Origin of the sequence: Exiguobacterium sp. s40 (assembly GCF_018617905.1) — a bacterium.
Taxonomy (GTDB): domain Bacteria; phylum Bacillota; class Bacilli; order Exiguobacteriales; family Exiguobacteriaceae; genus Exiguobacterium; species Exiguobacterium mexicanum_A.
Window position 1 is genome coordinate 1 of the sequence record NZ_JACSLC010000017.1, and the last position, 21,685, is coordinate 21,685.

Sequence of the window (21,685 nt, forward strand, 5' to 3'; positions counted from 1 at the left end):
GCCAGCGTTCGTCCTGAGCCAGGATCAAACTCTCCAAAGAATTTGATATAGCTCTTTAAAAATGACGAAGCTTGCGCTTCATTCAAAAAATGTAAAACATTTTTGCCTCATCGTTCAGTTTTCAAAGACCAAGTGTCTGTCGTGTTAGCGACTTTTTAATAATAGCGATTCGACTTTTGAAAGTCAACCGTTTTTTATTATTTTTTTCATCCGCTTTCTGTTGTTCAGATTTGAACAGCAGCGACGTTTATTAATATATCAGCGCCCCGCATTTTCGTCAACTGTTTTTCTAAAAAAACTTTATTTTCTTCGGGAATCTTTTTTCCAACGTTGAAAACCGACTTTCCTCACATAAAAACAACGTAGCGTCCTCCCACCTAGGGCGACGCTACGTTGTTGAAGAGTGTAACTATCGAGTGCTTCCGTTCCTATTGATGTTAGGACGATTTAGAAGACACCCGCTTCTTAGATTTAGCTTTAGCCTGATTCTTCGTCGATGGTTTGGCATCCTCTGCTTGAGCAGGCGCTTGGAATCGATGTAGCATCAATACTTGATACGCGTTAGCAAATACGAGCGTCGCTAACGCTGGCCACAAGAGCGCAATCTCATCCGTCGCCTGGAGGGCTGGAATCCATTCGATCAATGTTATAACGATCATCAAGAAGAGCGTCGGGATGAACGCACTCGCGTTCGTCTGTTTCGCCTTACTCGTTGCGATAATCCATGAAACGATCACTAACACGACCATCTCCCCGATATACCGCCACATATGATCGTTACCAAAAGCGAGCATACGAAGGTAAACCGCATCAAATAGTGCGAAGGCGATTAACAGCACTTGTACACGATTCCATAGTTTTGGACCACGGAACAAATCCAAACCGACCCGGTGGACAATCAAGTAGGCGAAGAAGCCCATCATGCTAATCCCGGTCCATGTGCTCGAGTAACTGAGTGCCGTCACAATCGCTTCCCACGATTGACTCACTAAATAGCCAGGATTGGCCAGCAAGTTCATGACGAACCCAAACAACGTCCCGAAGACGAGCGTCGTCCAAAATAACCTTAAAAATCCTTGTACCTTCATCTCTAAACCATTACCCTTCTATCTGTTGAATGACCGCTTGCGCTAGTCCGTCGTATGTCTTCTCAAACGGATGCCCATCTCGGTAAACCGATGGTGCAAAGTCTTCTTCATTCTCATACGGCTGACCGAGCGGAATTTGCGCGAGCAATTTGCTCTTCAACGCTTCAGACAATTTTTCGCCGCCGCCATAGCCGAAGACGTACTCTTTCTCCCCTGTCACTTTACTTTCAAAATACGCCATGTTTTCGATGATACCAAGCACTTTGTGGTTTGTCTTGATGGCCATTGCCCCAGCACGCGCAGCGACAAAAGCAGCTGTTGCGTGTGGCGTCGTGACGATCAACTCTTGACATGCCGGGAGCATCGAATGAATATCGAGGGCGACATCACCCGTCCCTGGCGGCAAATCGAGGAGCAAGTAGTCTAGGTCGCCCCACTCAACATCGTTGAAGAAGTTATTAAGCATCTTCCCGAGCATTGGTCCACGCCAGATGACTGGAGCGTTATCTTCTACAAAGAAGCCCATCGAAATCACTTTCACGCCGAAACGCTCGACAGGAATGATTTTCTCGCCACGGACGACCGGCCGCTCTTCAATCCCGAGCATGTCAGGTACACTGAAGCCGTAAATATCCGCATCAATCAATCCGACCTTCTTCCCTGCCCGCGCTAGCGCGACTGCCAAGTTGACCGAGACTGTCGATTTCCCGACGCCACCTTTGCCCGAAGCAATCGCAATAAATGTCGTGCCAGCATTTTCACGGAGAATAGCTGGCTTCGTCGCTTCTTTCAAACTTTCGTCATTGAGCGCCTCGAAGCGAAGACCGACCGTCTTGAATCCTTTTCCTTTGAGCAACGTGACAATCTCTTGTTGAAGTTGGAGTTGCTCGCCGCTCCCGGTTTGACCGAGTGCCACTTTTACACTGACATAATCTTCTTTAATGCGAATATCCTTCACGCCAGCTGTATCTCCAAGCGTACGGTTGATTGTTGGATCGATCAACCCCGCCAATTCTTCACGAACTTGTTCTACTGTAAGCATGTGGTTTCCCCCTAATTTCTGTCTCGCTAACAGTATATCAAAAAAAGCGTTTTCTTGAGGGAATGGAAATCAACAATTTCATGAGTAACAAAAAAACTCTCTACCCCGATGGGCAGAGAGTTTGAACCAAATTGTTCGAAGATTAACGCTTCGAGAATTGTGGTGCGCGACGTGCAGCTTTAAGACCGTATTTTTTACGTTCTTTCATGCGAGCGTCACGAGTCAAGAAGCCTTTTTCTTTGAGGCTTGGACGGAATTCTGGGTCCGCTTGAAGAAGCGCACGTGATACGCCGTGGCGAATTGCTCCAGCTTGTCCAGTGAATCCACCACCGTTAACGTTAACGATTACATCGTATTTACCTTCTGTTTCAGTCAATACGAGTGGTGATTTTGCCATCATGATCAAAGTCTCATGTCCGAAGTATTCTGAAATATCACGGCCATTTACAACAACTTTGCCGTCACCTGCAACGAGGTGAACGCGAGCCACCGAGTGTTTGCGGCGGCCTGTTCCGTAGTAACGTACATCTGCCATCGTTTAGTTCCTCCCTGTGTCCCGATTAACCGCGAAGTTCGTAAACTTCTGGTTTTTGTGCTGCGTGGTTGTGCTCAGCTCCAGCGTAAACGTGGAGTTTAGTGAATGATTGACGACCAAGTGATCCTTTTGGAAGCATCCCTTTGATTGCGAGTTCAAGCATACGCTCTGGGCGTTTTGCGAGAAGCTCTTTTGCAGTTTGTGATTTCAAACCGCCTGGATGACCTGAATGACGGTAGTAAATCTTGTCGTTCATTTTGTTACCAGTCAAGTGGATTTTCTCAGCGTTGATGATGATGACGTGGTCTCCGCAATCAACGTTTGGTGTGAAAGTCGGCTTGTGCTTACCGCGAAGAAGTGATGCTACTTCACTAGTCAAACGACCAAGTGTTTTGCCTTCTGCGTCGATAAGGAGCCATTTGCGTTCTACTTCAGATGCTTTTGCCATGAATGTCGTGCGCATGTGGAATACCTCCTAAAATGTCTGTTTGCTTAATTTTTTTAGTGCTTGTTTGATGCTTTATCATAATCCTAGTTTACGGGGCTAAGATTGTGGTTCATCTCTCAATGTGAAAATGAAATGCCAATGAATATAATACGATTTTATAGAGGGAATGTCAATCTACTTTTTCATAATTCACATTCCACAAGTATAGACCGTGCGGTGGGGCTGTAATCCCAGCGCTACGCCGGTCTTTTGAGGCGAGCATCCGGCTCACGTCTGCCGGCTCATATTTCCCACGCCCGACCTCTAACAACGTCCCTACCATAATACGGACTTGGTTATAAAGAAAGCCCGAGCCGACGAAACGAATATACATCTCATCGCCCGCTTCGACGAGCTCCGCTTCATAGATTGTGCGGACACGATCCTCTACCTCAGCCTTCGTCACTGAAAAGGAGGTGAAGTCGTGAGTCCCGACGAGCATGCGTAGCGCCTGTCGGATCCGCTCATGGTCGAGCGTGTACGTGACCGTTACAGCATGGTGGCGCCGGAACGGGTCCGCGTCGCTTCGGAAGAAATAGCGATACTCTTTCCGTTTTGCCCCGTAACGCGCGTGAAACGACGTATCGACCTCTTCGGCGGATCGGACAAGAATATCATCGGGCAACATCGCATTCAGCGCTTTGACGAACCGGTCGGCTGGCATAGCGAGGTGCGTATCGAAGTGTAGCACTTGCCCCCGAGCATGCACACGGGCGTCCGTACGACCCGAGGCCACTACTTTGACGGTCTGACTATGCATCCGCGCCAGCACACCCTCTACTTCGGCTTGAACCGTATTTCCGTTCGGTTGGACCTGATAACCGGCATAGTTCGTTCCATCATACGCAATCGTCAATTTAATTCGCTTCATCCTATCCCTCGCAATCCAATCAAGATGAGTGTGATGACCACGAAGATGATGAGTAACACCGTGTCACGACGGTGCCACGTCATCTCACGCAAGCGCGTCCGTCCTTCACCCCCACGGTACCCGCGGGCCTCCATTGCCGTAGCGAGGTCCTCAGCACGTTTAAACGCCGACACAAACAATGGGATCATGAGCGGGACGACTGCCTTCAAGCGATCCTTGAGCGGACCGCTCTTCAAATCGACGCCTCGCGCCTGCTGAGCCTTCATGATGCGATCGGTCTCGTCGGCCAAGGTCGGAAGGAACCGGAGCGAGATCGACAGCATGAGGGCGATCTCATGGGCAGGCACTCGGAATCGTTCGAGGGGGCGGAGCCCTGCTTCAATCGAATCGGTCAGTTCCATCGGTGTGGTCGTCAGCGTGACGAGTGTCGTCAACATGACGAGATAGAAGAAACGGAGCGAGACGATCAAGCCCATCCGGACGCCTTCCGAATAAATCGCGAACGGACCGAATGCAATCAACTCCGTCCCGTCCCGGTTAAAGAACAGTTGCAACAACAGTGTAAAAATGATGAGGAATAAAACCATCTTCAATCCATTCCATAAATACCGCCATGACAATTGAGACAGTCTCACGGCGAACAAGGTAAAGCCGAGCAAGAACACGTTCGTCCATAAGTTATCAGCCAAAAAGACGATTGGAATGAAGCCGAGGATGAACAACGTCTTGGCTCGCGCATCAAGTGTATGGAGCCATGAATGTCCGGGAATGTACTGTCCGATGATCATGTCGCTCTCCCCTTTCTCAATTCGAGCGCGATCCAGTCCGCCAATTCGCCTTCGGTCCGTAAGGCCGGTGTCGCAACACCGAACGCAGGGGCAAGCTCACTCGCGAAGCGAAGCACATGCGGGATTTCAAGCTGGAGCCCTTTGACAAGCGCCTCATCTTTGAACAAGTCAAATGGATTCCCATCAAAGGCGACCTCGCCCCGTTCCATGACGACGACTCGTTCTGCGTACGCTAACACGTCGTCCATATCGTGCGAAACGAGAATGAGCGTCAAATCGAGTTCTTGTTTTAGCCGTTTGAATAACGCCAGCATCTCACGACGGCCGAGCGGGTCGAGTCCGGCCGTCGGCTCATCTACGACGAGAACGTCAGGTCGACTAGCGAGCACGCCGGCAATGGCGACGCGACGCATCTGTCCGCCCGAGAGATCGAACGGGGAACGGCCCCATAACGTTTCATCCAGGCCGACGAGGCGCAACGCAGCATGAGCCCGCTCTTTCGCTTCGTCTTCAGACGCCCCAAAGTTTCGTGGACCAAACATGACGTCGCGTTCGACCGTCTCTTCAAATAGTTGATGCTCCGGATATTGAAAGACGAGCCCAACGCGGCGCCGAAGCGGGAGTAAGCTTTGCTTTTTGTCGCGACGCTTCGTAATCGCACGGACTTCGATGTCATCGACGACGACACGCCCTTTTGTCGGTCGCAGCAGTCCGTTCATATGTTGAACGAGCGTTGACTTGCCTGACCCAGTATGGCCAAGAAACGCAACAAGCGCCCCCGACGGAATCATTACATTCACATCGCGCAGCGCGGTTCGTTCAAACGGAGTATTCAATTGATATTGGTAAGTCACTTCTTCAATGCTAATCGGCATAGATGGTTCACCAACTCCGAATGTTGTAGCATCAGACGATCGAGTGGTATGCCCCGTTCCTTCAGTTCGAGTTGCATCCGGACAATAAACGGTACGTCGAGCTGAATGGCTCGTAACGCCTCCGGATTTTGAAACACGTCTTCGGGTGTGCCGGTCATCGCAATCTTGCCTTTTGACAATGCAATGATACGGTCGGCAAACAACACTTCGTCGAGCTCGTGGGTAATGGCGACAACGGTCATCCCTTCTGAGACGAGCTGTTGTACCGTTTCAATCACCTCTTTGCGCCCAATCGGGTCGAGCATTGAGGTAGCTTCATCGAGCACGAGGACATGCGGGCGCATTGCGAGTGCCGAAGCAATCGCAACGCGCTGCTTTTGTCCACCGGATAACTGATGCGGTTCACGGTCCGCTAGTTCCGATAATCCAACGCGCGCTAGACTGTCATCAATTCGACGAACCATTTCTTGACGTGGAAGTCCCATGTTTTCGAGAGAAAATGCCACATCATCGCGCACGGTCGCCCCGACAAACTGGTTGTCAGGATTTTGGAAGACGACACCGATCCGTTTCCGAACGTCCCACACGTCTGTGGCGTCCGTTGGATCGAGTGTCTCAACCCGGACTTCTCCTTCTTGAGGAAGCAAAAGCCCATTCCACAACTTCGTCAAAGTCGACTTGCCAGAACCGTTATGGCCAACGATAGCGAGCCATTCCCCTTTGTATACGTCGAGTGACAGCCCGTTTAAGGCTGGCTCGGTTTGTCCCGGGTAACGAAACACGATATCGCGTACCATAATTTGAGATTCCATCTGCCGACTCCTTTCCGATGTGGAAACAGGGCAATACGTCACCGCATGCCCTGTTGACTGCCTAATGAATTAGACGAGTTCGATGATTACGACTTCTGCACCGTCACCGCGGCGTGGGCCGACTTTCATGATGCGTGTGTATCCACCTTGACGTTCAGCGTAGCGTGGTGCCACGTCTTCGAACAATTTTTGGATTGCGTCTTTTTCTCCAGCGTTCTCTTTACGAACGAATGAAGCTACTTGACGACGGGCATGAAGATCGCCACGTTTCCCAAGAGTGATCAATTTTTCAACGACTGGGCGAAGTTCCTTCGCTTTTTGTTCAGTTGTTTGAATGCGCTCGTTGATAATAAGGTCAGTTGCAAGATCACGTAAAAGTGCCTTACGTTGTGAGCTTGTACGGCCGAGTTTCGAATAAGCCATTACATTTCCCTCCTTCGGTTGAACTTAGTCTTCTTTACGCAAGCCCAAACCGAGCTCGTCCAACTTGAGTTGAACTTCTTCGAGTGATTTACGTCCGAGGTTACGAACTTTCATCATCTCTTCCTCTGATTTGTTTGCGAGTTCTTGAACAGTGTTGATGCCTGCGCGCTTCAAGCAGTTGTACGAACGAACTGAGAGATCGAGTTCTTCGATCGTCATTTCGAGTACTTTTTCTTTTTGGTCTTCTTCTTTCTCGACCATAATTTCTGCATTGAGAGCCTCGTCAGTCAAGCCAACAAAGATGTTCAAGTGTTCTGTCAAAATTTTCGCCCCGAGCGATACCGCTTCTTCCGGACGGATTGAACCATCTGTCCACACGTCTAATAGAAGCTTATCGAAGCTAGCATCTTGACCGACACGTGTTTTATCTACTTCGTAGTTCACGCGTTGAATCGGTGTGTAGATCGAATCGATTGGAATAACGCCAATCGGCATATCATCACGTTTGTTATCTTCTGCCTGGACGTAACCACGACCACGGCGAGCAGTCAAACGCATGCGAAGCGTCGCGTTATCAGCGAGAGTCGCGATGTGGAGCTCAGGATTCAAGATTTCAACGTCGCTATCATGGGTAATGTCTGCCGCAGTGACAGCACCGGCACTTGAAACGTTAATCTCAAGCGTTTTCTCTTCGTCCGAGTACACTTTGAGAGCCAACTTCTTGAGGTTTAATACGATTTGCGTGACGTCTTCGACGACTCCGTCAATCGTAGAGAACTCATGAAGAACGCCATCGATTTGAACCGCTGTTACCGCTGCACCAGGGAGCGATGACAAAAGAATTCGACGTAGTGAGTTGCCGAGAGTAGTGCCATATCCACGTTCAAGCGGTTCCACCACGAATTTACCAAACGTAGCATCCTCGCTGATTTCGACCGTTTCGATCTTTGGTTTTTCAATCTCGATCATCTGAACCCCTCCTTGAGTGTATCCTGCCATGCAGCGCGAGCTGCATTGTATATGCTGTTTGTGCTAGGTAAGCCCTTCACACGCACAAGCGATTATACGCGGCGACGTTTCGGAGGGCGGCAACCGTTGTGCGGAACTGGTGTTACGTCACGGATTGCAGTTACTTCAAGACCAGTAGCTTGGAGGGCACGGATAGCCGCTTCACGTCCAGCACCAGGACCTTTAACGTTAACTTCTACTGTACGCATACCGTTGTCCATTGCAACTTTCGCTGCAGTTTCAGCAGCCAATTGTGCTGCGAACGGAGTCGATTTACGTGATCCTTTAAATCCAAGGTTACCAGAAGTAGCCCATGAGATCGCGTTACCTTGCGTGTCAGTGATTGTAATGATTGTGTTGTTGAATGTAGAGCGGATGTGTACCACACCGACTTCAACATGTTTTTTGACTTTACGTTTTGAACGTACATTTTGCTTACGTTTCGCCATTGTTCAATTCCCTCCTTTACTTCTTCTTGTTCGCTACTGTACGGCGTGGGCCTTTACGAGTACGCGAGTTGTTCTTCGTGTTTTGACCGCGAACAGGGAGACTACGACGGTGACGAACACCGCGATATGCGCCGATCTCGATCAAACGTTTAATGTTGAGTGAAACTTCACGGCGAAGGTCACCTTCAACTTTAATTCCGTCAATTGCTTCACGGATACGGTTGATTTCGTCTTCTGTAAGATCACGTGTGCGTGAATCTTCAGATACGTTTGCAGCCTTCAAAATTTCTTGTGCTCTTGTTTTACCAATACCAAAGATGTATGTGAGCGAAATAACGATACGTTTTTCGCGTGGAATATCTACACCAGCAATACGTGCCATGTGTGCACCTCCTCTTAGATTAACCTTGTTTTTGTTTGTGTTTCGGGTTTTCGCAAATTACCATTACTTTACCCTTACGACGAATAACTTTACATTTTTCGCAGATCGGTTTTACCGACGGTCTTACTTTCATGATTATACCCTCCTCCTGGAAAAATCGGAGTTACTTGTAACGGTACGTAATCCGCCCGCGAGTCAAGTCGTACGGAGACAACTCGACAGTTACGCGGTCACCTGGAAGGATTCGAATGTAGTGCATCCGAATTTTCCCTGAGACGTGCGCGAGCACCGTGTGGCCGTTTTCTAACTCCACTTTAAACATTGCGTTTGGAAGTGGTTCGACAACAGTGCCTTCCACTTCAATGACATCTTGTTTCGCCATCATTTATTCCCCTTTCTATATGAAGATATTTAGGAGCACAGACGATCTATCGCATTGTACTGTGAGAGAAGGATCCGTAACGGATCAGCACGAAGCAATAGAGCCTCATTCACCGGAATCGAGTTTCGTTAAAATCTCGTATCCATCGTCTGTGATGGCGATGGTGTGCTCAAAGTGGGCGCACATGCTACCGTCCACTGTCACAACTGTCCAGTTGTCAGCCAGTGTCCGAACATAGCGTTGACCAGCGTTGACCATTGGTTCAATGGCTAACGTCATTCCAGTCTTCAGGCGCGGCCCTTTCCCCGGTGGACCATAGTGCGGAATTTGCGGTTCTTCATGCAAATTTTGTCCGACACCATGACCGACGTATTCGCGGACGACAGAGAAATCATGAGATTCCACATACGCTTGAATCGCATGCGAAATGTCTGTCAAACGCTGTCCAGCCTTAGCGTGCTCCAATCCTTTATACAGACTTTCTTCAGTCACGTCAAGTAACTGCTGTGTCTCTTCCGAGATTGTTCCCACTGGATACGTCCAAGCGGAATCTCCATGGTATCCGTTATAGTAGGCACCGATGTCGATCGAGATGATATCCCCATCGTTCAATACCCGTTTTCCGGGAATCCCATGAACAAGCTCTTCGTTCACTGAAGCACAAACGCTACCGGTAAACCCGTTATAGCCTTTGAACGACGGTGTCGCACCTTGGCTGCGAATGTATTCTTCCGCGATCCGGTCGAGCTCAAGCGTCGTAATACCTGGTTTGATGTGCTCTTTGAGCACCTGGTGTGTTCGAGCAACAATTTGCCCAGCCTCACGCATAATCGCTATTTCACGAGGCGTCTTCGTGATGATCATTCAGTACCACCGAGTAACGCTTTGACATCGGCGTATACGACATCGATTGGACGATCTCCATCCAATGTACGAAGATACCCTTTTTCAGCGTAAAAGTCAATGAGTGGTTTCGATTGCTCGATGTTGACGTCAAGGCGACGGCGGACCGTTTCCTCTTTATCGTCTTCACGTTGCATGAGAGCCGACCCATCCACATCACAGATGCCTTCCACTTTAGGTGGGTTGAAGATCACGTGATATGTCGCACCACACGTCGGGCAGATCCAACGACCTGTCAAACGCGGGACGAGAATTTCCGCATCCACATCGATATTCACGACATGGTCAATCTGTTTTCCCAAATCTTTAAGCAAACTTTCGAGTGCCTCTGCTTGAGCAACAGTACGCGGGAATCCATCGAGCAGGAAGCCGTTTTTCGTATCATCTTGACTCAAGCGTTCGCGTACGATTCCGATTGTTACCTCATCCGGTACGAGTTCGCCTTTATCCATGAACGATTTTGCTTCTTTGCCGAGTGGCGTTCCGCCTTTGATTGCCGCACGAAACATGTCGCCTGTCGAAATGTGTGGGATTTGGTACTCTTCAACGATTTTAGCCGCTTGAGTCCCTTTCCCTGCACCCGGTAAGCCCATGAGTACTAGATTCATCTCAGTTAGCCTCCAGTTTTGATTTTCACAACACGTCGTAAACACGACAGGAAGGAAGGGTGTACCCTTCCTTCCGCTTTAACGGATAAAGCCTTTGTAGTGTCGTTTTACGAGTTGACTCTCGATTTGTTTCATCGTTTCGAGGGCTACCCCGATGACGATCAACAAGCTCGTTCCTCCGATTTGCACCGAAGTTGGGAGACCGGCAAGCTTAATGAAGATTGTCGGCATGATCGCTACGAGCGATAAGAAAATCGCTCCGAAGAATGTCAAACGATAGAGCAACTTCGTGATGTACTGTTCTGTTTGCGCCCCAGGACGAATCCCAGGAATATAGCCACCTTGCTTCTGCAGGTTTTCTGCCATCTGTTCAGGATTGACCTGAATGAATGTATAGAAGTAAGCGAACGCGATGATGAGCGCTACGTAGATCGACATTCCGATTGGAGCTGTCGTATCGAAGTAAGTCTGCAACTTCTGCGTCGTTTCCGGAGAAGCAATGAAGCTTGCAACAGTTGGTGGTGTCACCATGAAGGAAATCGCGAAGATAACCGGGATGACACCGGCAGCGTTTAGTTTGATTGGCAAGTGCGTCGACTGACCGCCCACAGGGGTACGGTTCGCCGTGCGTTTTGCGTATTGAATCGGAATTTTGCGAGCAGCCTGTTGAACATAAATGATCCCCATGGTCACCGCAAGGATAACGAGCAATAGCACAACCAAGTAAACGATGTTAATGAATAACGCATCTCCAGCATTTTGGAGCTTCGTTTCATAAATCTGCGTGAAGATTCTTGGGAACCCAGCGACGATACCGGCGAAGATAATGATGGAAATACCATTCCCAACACCTTTCTCCGTCGTCATCTCACCGAGGAACATCAAGAACGCCGTACCGGCAGTCAGTACGATCGCGATCACGAAATAGGTTGCCGTGCCCCACGTCTCATTGACGAGACCTGGATAGAGGCGGTTAAATCCAAACGACAATGATGTCGCTTGAATAAACCCTAACATGATCGTCCCATAGCGCGTGACCGTCGCTAGCTTTTTACGGCCAGACTCGCCTTGTTTTGCCCATTCGGCAAACTTCGGAACGACGTCCATTTGTAAGAGCTGCACAACGATCGATGCCGTGATGTACGGCATGATCCCCATTGCGAACAGGGAGAAGTTCTGTAAAGCATTTCCTCCAAACAAGTTCAAGAAGTCGAGAAGACCTCCTGAGTCAAAACGCAACACATCCGTATTCACCATCGGCACCGGGATATGGGCCCCGATGCGGAAAATGATGATGATTGCGAGTGTGAAGAGAATACGCTGTCGAATATCTTTCACGCGCCACATATTGGAGATCGTCTGAAACATCAGATCACCTCAACTGAACCGCCAGCTGCTTCGATCGCTTCTTTCGCTGCACCCGAGAATTTGTTGGCTTTAACAGTCAATTTTGTTTCAAGCTTGCCGTTAGCAAGTACTTTGATTCCGTCTTTAGCAGAGCTGACAACACCAGTCTCGATTAAGAGTTCTGGAGTAACTTCAGTACCTGCCTCGAAACGGTTAAGCGTGTCTAGGGAAACAACTGCATACTCTTTACGAGTAGGGTTGTTGAAACCGCGTTTTGGAAGACGACGGTAAAGTGGGTTTTGCCCACCTTCAAATCCTGGACGAACGCCACCGCCCGAACGAGCTTTTTGACCTTTATGTCCACGGCCAGAAGTTTTACCGTTACCAGTCGCCATACCGCGACCGACACGGTTGCGTTCGTGACGCGAACCTGGAGTTGGCTTCAATTCATGGAGTTTCATAGTGGCACCTCCTTATTTAATAAAATCTGGATTATTCGTTGATTTCGTTTACAGTCACAAGGTGCGACACCTTTTTGATCATACCGCGCATCGCTACGTTGTCAGGGACAACGACAGTCTGATGCATTTTACGAAGACCGAGTGTACGTACTGTTACACGCTGATCTTCCGGACGACCAATGATGCTGCGTGTGAGGGTGATTGCGAGTTTCGCCATGTCTAATTCCCTCCCTTATTTAAGAAGTTCTTCTACGCTTTTACCGCGTAGTTTAGCAACTTCCTCTGCTTTTTTAAGCTCTGTCAAGCCTTGTACCGTCGCACGGACGATGTTGATTGGTGTGTTAGATCCAAGCGATTTCGAAAGGATGTCACCTACACCTGCAAGTTCGAGCACTGCACGAACTGGTCCACCTGCGATAACCCCAGTACCTTCAGAAGCTGGTTTCATGAATACACGACCTGCTCCGAATACTCCTGTGATTTCGTGTGGAATTGTTGTACCGACCATCGGTACTTGAACCATGTTTTTCTTAGCGGCTTCAATAGCCTTGCGGATCGCTTCTGGCACCTCTTGTGCCTTACCTGTACCGAAACCGACGTGACCATTCTTGTCACCTACGACGACGAGAGCGGCGAAACGGAAGCGACGGCCACCTTTCACGACTTTCGCGACGCGGTTTACGGTAACAACGCGTTCTTCGAGTTGTTCCATGTTAACGTCTAACTGGCGCATCGAGTGTCCCCTCCTTTTTGTTAGAATTTAAGACCTGCTTCACGAGCTGCTTCAGCAACAGCTTTGACGCGGCCATGATAGAGGTATCCACCACGGTCGAACACAACAGTGTCGATACCTTTCTCGAGTGCACGTTCAGCTGCAAGTTTACCAACAGCTTTCGCTGCTTCAACGTTGCCGCCGTTTGTAAGATCGAGAGCTTTATCTTTCGAAGATGCTGACACAAGCGTTGTTTGTGCTGCATCATCGATGAGTTGAACGTAGATGTGCTTGCTCGAGCGGAATACGTTCAAACGTGGACGAGCTGCTGTCCCCGCGATCGTACGACGTACACGAGCATGACGTTTCTTACGAACTGCATTTTTGTCTGCTTTTGTGATCATTTATGCCACTCCTTTCCGTTCATTTCGTGACGAATTACTTACCAGTCTTACCTTCTTTACGGCGAATACGTTCATCAGAGTAACGAACACCTTTACCTTTGTAAGGTTCTGGAGCACGGTACGAGCGGATTTGAGCTGCAACGTGTCCGACGCGCTCTTTGTTAATCCCTTTAACGATGATTTGCGTGTTTGAAGGAACTTCAATCTCGATGCCTTCTTCAGCAACGTACTCGATTGGGTGCGAGTAACCGAGGCTGAGGACGAGTTTGTTACCTTGCTTAGCTGCACGGTAACCAACCCCTGAGATCTCAAGTGTTTTCTGGAATCCGTTAGACACACCTTCCACCATGTTGGCGATAAGGGCACGTGTCGTACCGTGGATCGTACGGTTCTCTTTCGAGTCATCCGGACGAACGACGTTCAATTCGTTTTCTTCAACTTTGATTTCCAAGGCTGGGTTAGCTGAAAGCGAAAGTTCACCTTTAGCACCTTTTACTGTGACCGTGTTGTCTTCTGCAACCGAGACAGTAACGCCAGCTGGAATCGTAACTGGTTTTTTACCAATACGTGACATTGATTACACCTCCGTTCTTGTTAGAAAAGTGACTTACCAGATGTAGGCGAGCACTTCGCCGCCGACTTGTTGTTGGCGAGCTTCTTTATCAGTCATAAGACCTTTTGATGTCGAAAGAACTGCGATACCGAGTCCTCCGAGTACTTTTGGCACTTCATCTGCTTTTGCGTATACACGAAGACCTGGTTTCGAAATGCGTTTGAGACCAGTGATAACACGTTCGTTGCTTGCTCCATATTTAAGGAACAGACGAAGTGTACCTTGCTTAGCGTCCTCGATATATTCAACATCGCGAATGAAACCTTCACGCTTGAGGATCTCTGCAACCTCACGTTTGATATTAGAAGCTGGAAGCTCTAATTTTTCATGGCGAACCATGTTAGCGTTACGGATACGTGTAAGCATATCTGCAATTGGGTCTGTCATTACCATGCGATGTACCTCCTTTCACACTGTTAGTGGATTACCAACTTGCTTTTTTAACACCAGGGATTTGACCTTTGTATGCAAGGTCACGGAACATGATACGGCTGATTCCGAATTTACCCATGTAACCATGTGGACGACCTGTGATACGGCAACGGTTATGAAGACGTACAGGTGAAGAGTTACGTGGCAATTTGCTGAGTCCGATGTAGTCGCCTTCAGCTTTTAATTGTGCACGTTTCTCAGCGTACTGGGCAACTAGTTTCTCGCGTTTTTGCTCGCGATTCACCATTGACTTTTTAGCCATGTTGTCTACCTCCGTTTAGATTATTTTTGGAACGGCATTCCGAGAAGTGTGAGTAATTCACGCGCTTCTTCGTCTGTGTTCGCTGTTGTAACAACAACGATGTCCATACCGCGTACTTTCGTTACTTTATCGTAATCGATCTCAGGGAAAATAAGTTGCTCTTTCACACCAAGCGTGTAGTTACCGCGTCCGTCGAATGCTTTCTTCGATACACCGCGGAAGTCACGTACACGTGGAAGTGAAACAGTTACCAATTTGTCGAGGAAATCGTACATACGCTCGCCACGAAGAGTAACCTTCGCACCGATTGGCATGCCTTCACGAAGTTTGAAACCAGCGATTGATTTCTTAGCCTTCGTTACGAGTGGTTTTTGACCAGAAAGAATTGATAATTCTTCCACTGCCATGTCAAGAGCCTTCGAGTTCGAAACAGCGTCACCTACACCCATGTTGATGACGATCTTGTCGACCTGTGGGACTTGCATGACTGAGTCATAGTTGAATTTATCCATCATCGCTTTCACGATGTCGCTTTTATACTTCTCTTGCAAACGGTTCATAGTCGAATGGACCTCCTTTCGTCACGTTCTTCTTATTTATCGAGTACTTCGCCCGATTTCGCGACACGAACTTTTTTACCATCGACTACTTTGAAACCAACGCGAGTCGGTTTGCCCGTTTTAGGGTCGAGTGGCATGACGTTCGAGACGTGAATTGGTGCTTCGATTTCAAGGATACCGCCTTGTGGATTCGCTTGTGATGGTTTCGAGTGTTTTTTAATCACGTTGATACCTTCTACGACTACGCGGTTCTTGCTTGGCATAGCTTTGAGGATAACCCCTTGCTTGCCTTTATCTTTACCAGACATTACCTGGACTGTATCGCCTTTTTTAACATGCATCGTTTTGCGCACCTCCTTATAGGATTGAAATTGGAAATTAAAGTACTTCCGGTGCCAACGAAACGATCTTCATGAATTCTTTTTCACGAAGTTCACGTGCAACTGGCCCGAAGATCCGAGTGCCGCGTGGGCTCTTGTCATCTTTGATGATGACTGCTGCGTTCTCATCGAAACGGATGTACGAACCATCTTTACGACGAGCGCCGCGTTTTGTACGAACGACAACTGCTCTGACAACGTCACCTTTTTTAACAACGCCACCTGGTGTTGCTTGTTTTACCGTCGCGACGATGATGTCACCGATGTTGGCAGTCTTACGACCTGAACCACCGAGGACTTTAATTGTCAACAGTTCACGCGCGCCAGAGTTGTCTGCTACTTTCAAGCGAGATTCTTGTTGAATCATGCGAGTGTACCTCCCTCCGGATGTTTATAGATCCGAACTGTTATTAGATGATTACTGATTCTTCTACTACTGTTACGAGACGGAAACGTTTGTCTTTAGAAAGCGGACGTGTTTCCGCGATGCGGACGACATCGCCGATTTTAGCGACATTGTTCTCATCGTGCGCTTTAAATTTCTTCGTGTAGTTTACACGTTTGCCATAAAGCTTATGACGTACTTTTGTTTCAACTGCAACGACGATCGTTTTGTCCATTTTGTCAGACACGACGCGTCCAGTGAGTACTTTACGCTTATTGCGTTCCATGAGTGTTACCTCCTCTTAAAGAATCCGATTAGATTAGCCGTTGTTGATGCCGAGTTCGCGTTCACGAAGAATCGTTTTAGCACGCGCAATCGACTTGCGTACTTCACGGATACGAGCAGGATTCTCAAGCTGACCTGTAGCTAATTGGAAACGAAGGTTAAAGAGTTCTTCTTTCCACTCGCCTACTTTACCGTTGAGCTCTTCAGTTGTTGATTGACGGAGATCAGTTGCTTTCATTCGTATCACCACCATTTTCTTCACGTTTCACGAACTTACATTTCACTGGAAGTTTGTGCGCTGCAAGACGAAGCGCCTCACGTGCAACTTCCTCAGATACACCCGCGATTTCGAACATTACTTTGCCAGGCTTAACTACAGCTACCCAGCCTTCTGGAGCACCTTTACCCGAACCCATTCGGACTTCGAGAGGCTTTTTCGTGTATGGTTTGTGTGGGAAGATTTTGATCCACACTTTACCACCACGTTTCATATAACGTGTCATTGCGATACGTGCTGATTCGATTTGACGGTTTGTGATCCAGCTCGCTTCGAGCGATTGGAGACCGAATTCACCGAAATGTACTGTTGTGCCGCGTTTTGCATTTCCGCGCATTTTACCACGGTGTACACGACGATATTTCACGCGTTTAGGTAACAACATAGTGTGTTGCCTCCTTCCTGAAAGAGTGTTTATTATTCAGCGTTTTTAGCTGTGTTGTTTTTTGTTGGAAGAACTTCACCATGGTACAACCAGACTTTAATTCCGATTTTACCATAAGTTGTGTCAGCTTCAGCTGTTCCGTAATCGATATCGGCACGGAGTGTGTGAAGTGGAACTGTTCCTTCCGAGTACTTCTCTGAACGAGCGATATCAGCGCCACCAAGACGACCAGAAACTTCTGTTTTGATCCCTTTGATGCCAGTGCGCATCGAACGTTGGATTGATTGTTTCATTGCACGACGGAATGACACACGGCCTTCCAATTGACGAGCGATGTTTTCAGCAACAAGTTTAGCGACAGCGTCCGCGTTTTTCACTTCAACAACGTTGATGTGAACACGTTTGCCTTCAGCAAGCTTGATGATGTTTTTGCGGAGTGACTCGATTTCCGAACCACCCTTACCGATAACCATACCTGGTTTCGCAGTGTGAAGCGAAATGTTCACGCGATTTGCAGCGCGTTCGATTTCTACTTTAGAAATACTAGCATCCTTCATTTTGTTTTCGATGTATTCACGAATAACGAAGTCTTCATGAAGGAGATCTGCGTAGTCTTTCTCAGCGTACCAACGCGAATCCCAGTCTTTGATAATACCAACGCGAAGACCGTGCGGATTTACCTTTTGACCCACTACATATCCCTCCTTATTTCTCAGTTACCACGATGTGGATGTGGCTTGTGCGTTTGTTAATACGGCTTGCGCGACCCATCGCACGTGGGCGGAAGCGTTTGAGTGTTGGACCTTCGTTGACGTAGATTTCCGACACCACAAGGTTCTCAATATTCATATCGTAGTTGTGCTCTGCGTTTGCAATCGCTGACTTCAATACTTTTTCAACGATTGGCGACGCTGCCTTGTTCGTGTGAGCAAGGACAGAGAGCGCTTCGCCGACTTGTTTCCCGCGAATTAAGTCTACAACGAGACGTGCTTTGCGAGGAGCAAGACGGACCATATTAGCTGATGCTTTAGCTTGCATGGATTTGACCTCCCCTCAAATTACCGTTTCGTTTTCTTGTCTGATCCGTGACCTTTGTACGTGCGTGTTGGAGCGAATTCACCAAGTTTGTGACCGACCATGTCTTCTGTCACGAATACTGGTACGTGTTTACGACCATCGTGTACACCGAACGTGTGACCCATGAATTCTGGGAAGATTGTCGAGCGACGTGACCAAGTTTTGATGACTTGCTTCTCACCAGATTCGTTGAGTTTGTCAACTTTAGCGAGCAAATGGTGATCTGCGAATGGACCTTTTTTCAAGCTGCGACCCATGATAGAACCTCCCTTTGGAATGATTCGGGAACGGCTCTTTCGAACCGCCCGAGAATCATGTAGTAATTATTTCTTGCGACGACGAAGAATGTACATGTCGCTCGATTTGTTTTTCTTACGAGTTTTAAGACCAAGAGCTGGTTTACCCCAAGGAGTAAGTGGGCCCGAACGACCGATTGGCGCACGACCTTCACCACCACCGTGTGGGTGATCAACCGGGTTCATTACAGAACCACGTACTGTTGGGCGTTTGCCTAACCAACGTGAACGTCCTGCTTTACCGATGTTTACGAGTTCGTGTTCTTCGTTACCAACTGAACCGACTGTCGCGCGGCAAGTGCCGAGGAACAAGCGTGATTCACCTGATTGAAGACGAACGATGACGTACTTGCCGTCACGTCCTTGGATTTGTGCCGATGCACCAGCCGCACGAACAAGCTGACCGCCTTTACCAGGCTTAAGCTCGATGTTGTGGATAGTAGTACCGACAGGGATGTTCACGAGTGGAAGAGCGTTCCCCACTTTGATATCCGCCTCAGGACCAGACATGATTTCCATGCCTACTTTGATGCCCTTAGGAGCGAGGATGTAACGTTTCTCACCATCTGCATAGTTGATGAGGGCGATGTTCGCTGAACGGTTTGGATCGTATTCGATCGTAGCAACGCGTCCGACGATGCCATCTTTGTTACGTTTGAAATCGATGATACGGTATTTGCGTTTGTGCCCGCCACCTTGGTGACGTACAGTCAAACGACCTTGGTTGTTACGACCGCCTTTTTTCGAAAGCTTTTCAGTTAACGATTTTTCAGGACGGTTCGTTGTGATCTCTGCAAAGTCGAGAGATGTCATGTTACGGCGACCGTTAGTGGTCGGCTTAAACTTTTTAATTGCCATCGAGGATTCCCTCCTTTTCTTCTAAGGTAGTAAATTAACCGAGGAAGTCGATTGTGTTGCCTTCAGCAAGGGTTACGATCGCTTTTTTACGACGAGCTGTGTAACCAGAGTGACGACCGACACGTTTCGCTTTCGGTTTCATGTTCATTGTGTTTACCGAAGCAACTTTCACATTGAAGATTGTTTCGATAGCGTACTTCACTTGCGATTTAGTCGCTTTAACGTCGATCTCGAAAACGTATTTGTTAGCTTCCATGAGGCTAACAGAACGCTCAGTGATGATAGGACGTTTGATGATATCGTATGCTTGAGCCATTATGCAAGCACCTCCTCTACCTTCGCAACCGCATCTTTAGTGAAGATGACTTTGTCGTTAGCAACGAGGTCAAGAACGTTAACGCCTGCTGCCTCGATCACAGTCACTCCTGGGATGTTACGAGCTGCGAGAGCGATAGTCTCATTGTAGTCCGCTGTGACTACAAGAGCCTTACGTTCTACTGACAAGCTGTTCAATACAGCAGCCATGTCTTTTGTTTTTGGTGCATCGAAAGCAAGGCCTTCGAGGACGATCATTTCGTTGTTTTTCACTTTCGACGAAAGTGCCGAGAGAAGTGCTAAACGACGAACTTTTTTAGGAAGCTTGTAAGAGTATGAACGTGGTGTTGGACCGAAGACTGTACCACCACCAACCCATTGTGGTGAGCGGATAGAACCTTGGCGCGCACGACCAGTTCCCTTTTGTTTCCATGGTTTACGGCCGCCACCGCGTACTTCCGAGCGACCTTTCGTATCGTGAGTACCTTGACGGCGTGATGCTTGTTGCATGACGATCGCGTCGTAAAGTACTGAGTCGTTAGGCTCGATACCGAAAATGGCTTCTGCCAATTCGATCTCGCCAACTTGTGAACCTGTTTGGTTAAGCAAAGCTACTTTAGGCATTCGTAATTCCTCCTTTCCGTGCAGTTAATTAGTTACCTTTTACCGCTGTTTTGATGATGACGTTCGACTTGCGAGCGCCTGGGATTGCGCCTTTAACGAGTACAAGGCCGCGTTCCGCGTCAACTTTGACAACTTCAAGGTTTTGAATCGTTTTACGCTCGCCACCCATTTGACCAGGAAGAAGCTTCCCTTTAAATACGCGGTTAGGAGCTACAGGACCCATCGAACCAGGACGACGGTGGTAGCGCGAACCGTGAGCCATTGGTCCACGTGATTGTCCGTGACGCTTGATCGCACCTTGGAATCCTTTACCTTTCGATGTACCTGTTACGTCTACTAATTCACCTGCAGCGAAAATGTCCGCCTTGATCTCTTGACCGATTTCGTATCCTTCTACTGAAGTACGAATCTCTTTCATGAAGCGCTTAGGTGTCGCGTTTGCTTTCGCAGCGTGACCTTTTGCCGGTTTGTTTTGACGTGATTCTTTGATGTCGCCGAAACCGAGTTGAACTGCTTCGTAACCGTCTGTTTCAACTGTTTTAAGTTGAAGCACAACGTTCCCTTCGACAGCAACTACTGTTACCGGTACGACTTCGCCTGCTTCGTTGAAGATTTGAGTCATACCAAGTTTTGTTCCTAAGATTCCTTTAGCCATGAGATACACCTCCTGTTTAATAATTATTGTCTCTTCTGGCTAGTATCTACTATATGAAGAATTAAAGTTTGATTTCGATGTCAACACCTGATGGTAATTCGAGGCGCATAAGCGCATCAACCGTTTTTGGTGTTGGGTTAACGATGTCGATCAAGCGTTTGTGTGTACGCATCTCGAACTGCTCACGAGCATCTTTGTACTTGTGAACCGCACGAAGGATCGTGTAGATCGATTTTTCAGTTGGAAGCGGGATTGGTCCCGAAACCTTTGCACCTGAACGCTTCGCAGTATCAACGATTTTCTCAGCTGATTGATCGAGTACGCGATGGTCGTATGCTTTTAAACGAATACGGATTTTTTCATTTGCCATGTAAGTTTCCCTCCTTTGTCGCCTATTTTTAAAAATAGACAGTTCTCCGCGGAAATTTCCACACCGGCCATGGCAAAGCTGCCTGGCGTGTCATAACCTCCCGCTTCATCGCAGCGTGCTTGTGTCAGCAGAGGTATCCGATCATTGCAAATCAACGATTGGACCCGATTTCTGCTGTAAAGTCTCTCACCACTCGCACAAACACTTAATCATTATATCGAATCTACATATGAAATGCAAGATTTGATTTTTAAATGGCGCCGGATGTCTGATGAGTTGTTCAACGTTCACTAATGTAACAAGATTTGAACCCATTTGCAAGCTATTTTCCTTC

General features: G+C 48.1%; 38 protein-coding genes. All 38 read right to left on the reverse strand.

Annotated features, from left to right (window positions below; translation table 11 throughout):
* Positions 1–437: 437 nt before the first annotated feature.
* Positions 438–1,088 carry a KinB-signaling pathway activation protein gene (locus KNP02_RS12935; RefSeq protein WP_138858568.1) on the reverse strand — a complete coding sequence of 217 codons (651 nt, stop codon included), beginning with the start codon at positions 1,086–1,088 and terminating at the stop codon, positions 438–440.
* Positions 1,089–1,098: 10 nt separating this feature from the next.
* Entirely contained in the window at positions 1,099–2,130 is a 1,032-nt protein-coding gene (locus KNP02_RS12940) for an Mrp/NBP35 family ATP-binding protein (RefSeq protein WP_021066632.1), read from the reverse strand.
* Positions 2,131–2,272: 142 nt separating this feature from the next.
* Positions 2,273–2,665 (reverse strand): 30S ribosomal protein S9, encoded by a 393-nt coding sequence (gene rpsI / locus KNP02_RS12945; RefSeq protein ID WP_021066631.1) that lies wholly within the window; start codon positions 2,663–2,665, stop codon positions 2,273–2,275.
* 25 nt (positions 2,666–2,690) lie between these two features.
* Positions 2,691–3,128, reverse strand: a complete 438-nt coding sequence (gene rplM, locus KNP02_RS12950; RefSeq protein WP_034781675.1) for a 50S ribosomal protein L13 — start codon at positions 3,126–3,128, stop codon at positions 2,691–2,693.
* 154 nt (positions 3,129–3,282) lie between these two features.
* On the reverse strand, positions 3,283–4,023 hold the full coding sequence (truA, locus tag KNP02_RS12955; RefSeq protein WP_034781678.1) for a tRNA pseudouridine(38-40) synthase TruA: 741 nt from the start codon (positions 4,021–4,023) through the stop codon (positions 3,283–3,285).
* Positions 4,020–4,811, reverse strand: a complete 792-nt coding sequence (locus tag KNP02_RS12960; RefSeq protein ID WP_214709838.1) for an energy-coupling factor transporter transmembrane component T family protein — start codon at positions 4,809–4,811, stop codon at positions 4,020–4,022. The genes truA and KNP02_RS12960 overlap by 4 nt, the downstream gene beginning before the upstream one ends.
* Positions 4,808–5,686 (reverse strand): energy-coupling factor transporter ATPase, encoded by an 879-nt coding sequence (locus KNP02_RS12965; RefSeq protein WP_034781683.1) that lies wholly within the window; start codon positions 5,684–5,686, stop codon positions 4,808–4,810. Before KNP02_RS12965 ends, KNP02_RS12960 begins: the two co-directional genes overlap by 4 nt.
* Positions 5,662–6,498, reverse strand: coding sequence for an energy-coupling factor transporter ATPase (locus tag KNP02_RS12970; RefSeq protein ID WP_021066626.1), 837 nt, complete (start codon positions 6,496–6,498; stop codon positions 5,662–5,664). The genes KNP02_RS12965 and KNP02_RS12970 overlap by 25 nt, the downstream gene beginning before the upstream one ends.
* Positions 6,499–6,567: 69 nt before the next feature.
* A complete protein-coding gene (gene rplQ, locus KNP02_RS12975; RefSeq protein ID WP_012727650.1) occupies positions 6,568–6,921 on the reverse strand; it encodes a 50S ribosomal protein L17 in 354 nt (117 codons plus the stop codon).
* A 24-nt stretch (positions 6,922–6,945) separates the two neighbouring features.
* Positions 6,946–7,890, reverse strand: coding sequence for a DNA-directed RNA polymerase subunit alpha (locus KNP02_RS12980; protein WP_021066625.1), 945 nt, complete (start codon positions 7,888–7,890; stop codon positions 6,946–6,948).
* A 92-nt stretch (positions 7,891–7,982) separates the two neighbouring features.
* On the reverse strand, positions 7,983–8,378 hold the full coding sequence (gene rpsK / locus KNP02_RS12985; RefSeq protein WP_021066624.1) for a 30S ribosomal protein S11: 396 nt from the start codon (positions 8,376–8,378) through the stop codon (positions 7,983–7,985).
* Between the two features lie 16 nt (positions 8,379–8,394).
* Positions 8,395–8,760 (reverse strand): 30S ribosomal protein S13, encoded by a 366-nt coding sequence (gene rpsM, locus KNP02_RS12990; RefSeq protein ID WP_024372197.1) that lies wholly within the window; start codon positions 8,758–8,760, stop codon positions 8,395–8,397.
* Positions 8,761–8,779: 19 nt separating this feature from the next.
* On the reverse strand, positions 8,780–8,893 hold the full coding sequence (gene rpmJ, locus KNP02_RS12995; protein WP_003156543.1) for a 50S ribosomal protein L36: 114 nt from the start codon (positions 8,891–8,893) through the stop codon (positions 8,780–8,782).
* Between the two features lie 30 nt (positions 8,894–8,923).
* The gene (gene infA / locus KNP02_RS13000) at positions 8,924–9,142 is read right to left on the reverse strand and encodes a translation initiation factor IF-1 (protein ID WP_021066622.1); all 219 of its coding nucleotides are present in this window, start codon (positions 9,140–9,142) and stop codon (positions 8,924–8,926) included.
* Between the two features lie 105 nt (positions 9,143–9,247).
* On the reverse strand, positions 9,248–10,006 hold the full coding sequence (gene map / locus KNP02_RS13005; RefSeq protein WP_034781687.1) for a type I methionyl aminopeptidase: 759 nt from the start codon (positions 10,004–10,006) through the stop codon (positions 9,248–9,250).
* On the reverse strand, positions 10,003–10,653 hold the full coding sequence (locus KNP02_RS13010) for an adenylate kinase (RefSeq protein ID WP_029594431.1): 651 nt from the start codon (positions 10,651–10,653) through the stop codon (positions 10,003–10,005). The genes map and KNP02_RS13010 overlap by 4 nt, the downstream gene beginning before the upstream one ends.
* A gap of 78 nt (positions 10,654–10,731) precedes the next feature.
* Positions 10,732–12,021 carry a preprotein translocase subunit SecY gene (gene secY, locus KNP02_RS13015; RefSeq protein ID WP_138858565.1) on the reverse strand — a complete coding sequence of 430 codons (1,290 nt, stop codon included), beginning with the start codon at positions 12,019–12,021 and terminating at the stop codon, positions 10,732–10,734.
* The gene (rplO, locus tag KNP02_RS13020) at positions 12,021–12,461 is read right to left on the reverse strand and encodes a 50S ribosomal protein L15 (RefSeq protein ID WP_021066618.1); all 441 of its coding nucleotides are present in this window, start codon (positions 12,459–12,461) and stop codon (positions 12,021–12,023) included. Before rplO ends, secY begins: the two co-directional genes overlap by 1 nt.
* Positions 12,462–12,492: 31 nt before the next feature.
* Positions 12,493–12,678, reverse strand: coding sequence for a 50S ribosomal protein L30 (gene rpmD, locus KNP02_RS13025; protein ID WP_214709841.1), 186 nt, complete (start codon positions 12,676–12,678; stop codon positions 12,493–12,495).
* 15 nt (positions 12,679–12,693) lie between these two features.
* A complete protein-coding gene (gene rpsE / locus KNP02_RS13030) occupies positions 12,694–13,194 on the reverse strand; it encodes a 30S ribosomal protein S5 (protein ID WP_034817136.1) in 501 nt (166 codons plus the stop codon).
* A gap of 20 nt (positions 13,195–13,214) precedes the next feature.
* Positions 13,215–13,577, reverse strand: coding sequence for a 50S ribosomal protein L18 (rplR, locus tag KNP02_RS13035; RefSeq protein WP_138858564.1), 363 nt, complete (start codon positions 13,575–13,577; stop codon positions 13,215–13,217).
* Positions 13,578–13,611: 34 nt separating this feature from the next.
* On the reverse strand, positions 13,612–14,151 hold the full coding sequence (gene rplF / locus KNP02_RS13040; RefSeq protein ID WP_128124027.1) for a 50S ribosomal protein L6: 540 nt from the start codon (positions 14,149–14,151) through the stop codon (positions 13,612–13,614).
* Positions 14,152–14,184: 33 nt separating this feature from the next.
* The gene (rpsH, locus tag KNP02_RS13045) at positions 14,185–14,583 is read right to left on the reverse strand and encodes a 30S ribosomal protein S8 (RefSeq protein WP_021066614.1); all 399 of its coding nucleotides are present in this window, start codon (positions 14,581–14,583) and stop codon (positions 14,185–14,187) included.
* Between the two features lie 31 nt (positions 14,584–14,614).
* Complete coding sequence (gene rpsN / locus KNP02_RS13050; protein ID WP_128124028.1) at positions 14,615–14,884, reverse strand: 30S ribosomal protein S14; 270 nt, start codon at positions 14,882–14,884, stop codon at positions 14,615–14,617.
* Between the two features lie 20 nt (positions 14,885–14,904).
* Positions 14,905–15,444: a 50S ribosomal protein L5 gene (rplE, locus tag KNP02_RS13055; RefSeq protein WP_016508927.1), complete on the reverse strand. Its 540-nt coding sequence runs from the start codon at positions 15,442–15,444 to the stop codon at positions 14,905–14,907.
* Positions 15,445–15,476: 32 nt separating this feature from the next.
* A complete protein-coding gene (rplX, locus tag KNP02_RS13060; protein ID WP_021066612.1) occupies positions 15,477–15,785 on the reverse strand; it encodes a 50S ribosomal protein L24 in 309 nt (102 codons plus the stop codon).
* 37 nt (positions 15,786–15,822) lie between these two features.
* Positions 15,823–16,191 carry a 50S ribosomal protein L14 gene (gene rplN, locus KNP02_RS13065; protein ID WP_012727667.1) on the reverse strand — a complete coding sequence of 123 codons (369 nt, stop codon included), beginning with the start codon at positions 16,189–16,191 and terminating at the stop codon, positions 15,823–15,825.
* 43 nt (positions 16,192–16,234) lie between these two features.
* Positions 16,235–16,495 carry a 30S ribosomal protein S17 gene (rpsQ, locus tag KNP02_RS13070; protein ID WP_021066611.1) on the reverse strand — a complete coding sequence of 87 codons (261 nt, stop codon included), beginning with the start codon at positions 16,493–16,495 and terminating at the stop codon, positions 16,235–16,237.
* Positions 16,496–16,528: 33 nt separating this feature from the next.
* Positions 16,529–16,732: a 50S ribosomal protein L29 gene (gene rpmC, locus KNP02_RS13075; protein ID WP_012727669.1), complete on the reverse strand. Its 204-nt coding sequence runs from the start codon at positions 16,730–16,732 to the stop codon at positions 16,529–16,531.
* Positions 16,719–17,156 carry a 50S ribosomal protein L16 gene (gene rplP / locus KNP02_RS13080; RefSeq protein ID WP_016508922.1) on the reverse strand — a complete coding sequence of 146 codons (438 nt, stop codon included), beginning with the start codon at positions 17,154–17,156 and terminating at the stop codon, positions 16,719–16,721. Before rplP ends, rpmC begins: the two co-directional genes overlap by 14 nt.
* 32 nt (positions 17,157–17,188) lie before the next feature.
* Positions 17,189–17,848, reverse strand: a complete 660-nt coding sequence (rpsC, locus tag KNP02_RS13085; protein WP_034781696.1) for a 30S ribosomal protein S3 — start codon at positions 17,846–17,848, stop codon at positions 17,189–17,191.
* 13 nt (positions 17,849–17,861) lie between these two features.
* Positions 17,862–18,194, reverse strand: a complete 333-nt coding sequence (gene rplV / locus KNP02_RS13090) for a 50S ribosomal protein L22 (protein ID WP_034781699.1) — start codon at positions 18,192–18,194, stop codon at positions 17,862–17,864.
* Between the two features lie 20 nt (positions 18,195–18,214).
* Positions 18,215–18,490, reverse strand: a complete 276-nt coding sequence (gene rpsS / locus KNP02_RS13095) for a 30S ribosomal protein S19 (protein ID WP_012727673.1) — start codon at positions 18,488–18,490, stop codon at positions 18,215–18,217.
* Positions 18,491–18,556: 66 nt separating this feature from the next.
* Positions 18,557–19,387 carry a 50S ribosomal protein L2 gene (rplB, locus tag KNP02_RS13100; protein WP_034781701.1) on the reverse strand — a complete coding sequence of 277 codons (831 nt, stop codon included), beginning with the start codon at positions 19,385–19,387 and terminating at the stop codon, positions 18,557–18,559.
* 34 nt (positions 19,388–19,421) lie between these two features.
* Positions 19,422–19,703 (reverse strand): 50S ribosomal protein L23, encoded by a 282-nt coding sequence (gene rplW / locus KNP02_RS13105; RefSeq protein ID WP_034781704.1) that lies wholly within the window; start codon positions 19,701–19,703, stop codon positions 19,422–19,424.
* Positions 19,703–20,326 (reverse strand): 50S ribosomal protein L4, encoded by a 624-nt coding sequence (rplD, locus tag KNP02_RS13110; RefSeq protein ID WP_034781706.1) that lies wholly within the window; start codon positions 20,324–20,326, stop codon positions 19,703–19,705. The genes rplW and rplD overlap by 1 nt, the downstream gene beginning before the upstream one ends.
* A gap of 28 nt (positions 20,327–20,354) precedes the next feature.
* Positions 20,355–20,981: a 50S ribosomal protein L3 gene (gene rplC, locus KNP02_RS13115; protein ID WP_034781707.1), complete on the reverse strand. Its 627-nt coding sequence runs from the start codon at positions 20,979–20,981 to the stop codon at positions 20,355–20,357.
* 61 nt (positions 20,982–21,042) lie between these two features.
* On the reverse strand, positions 21,043–21,351 hold the full coding sequence (gene rpsJ, locus KNP02_RS13120) for a 30S ribosomal protein S10 (protein ID WP_012727678.1): 309 nt from the start codon (positions 21,349–21,351) through the stop codon (positions 21,043–21,045).
* Positions 21,352–21,685: the final 334 nt, after the last annotated feature.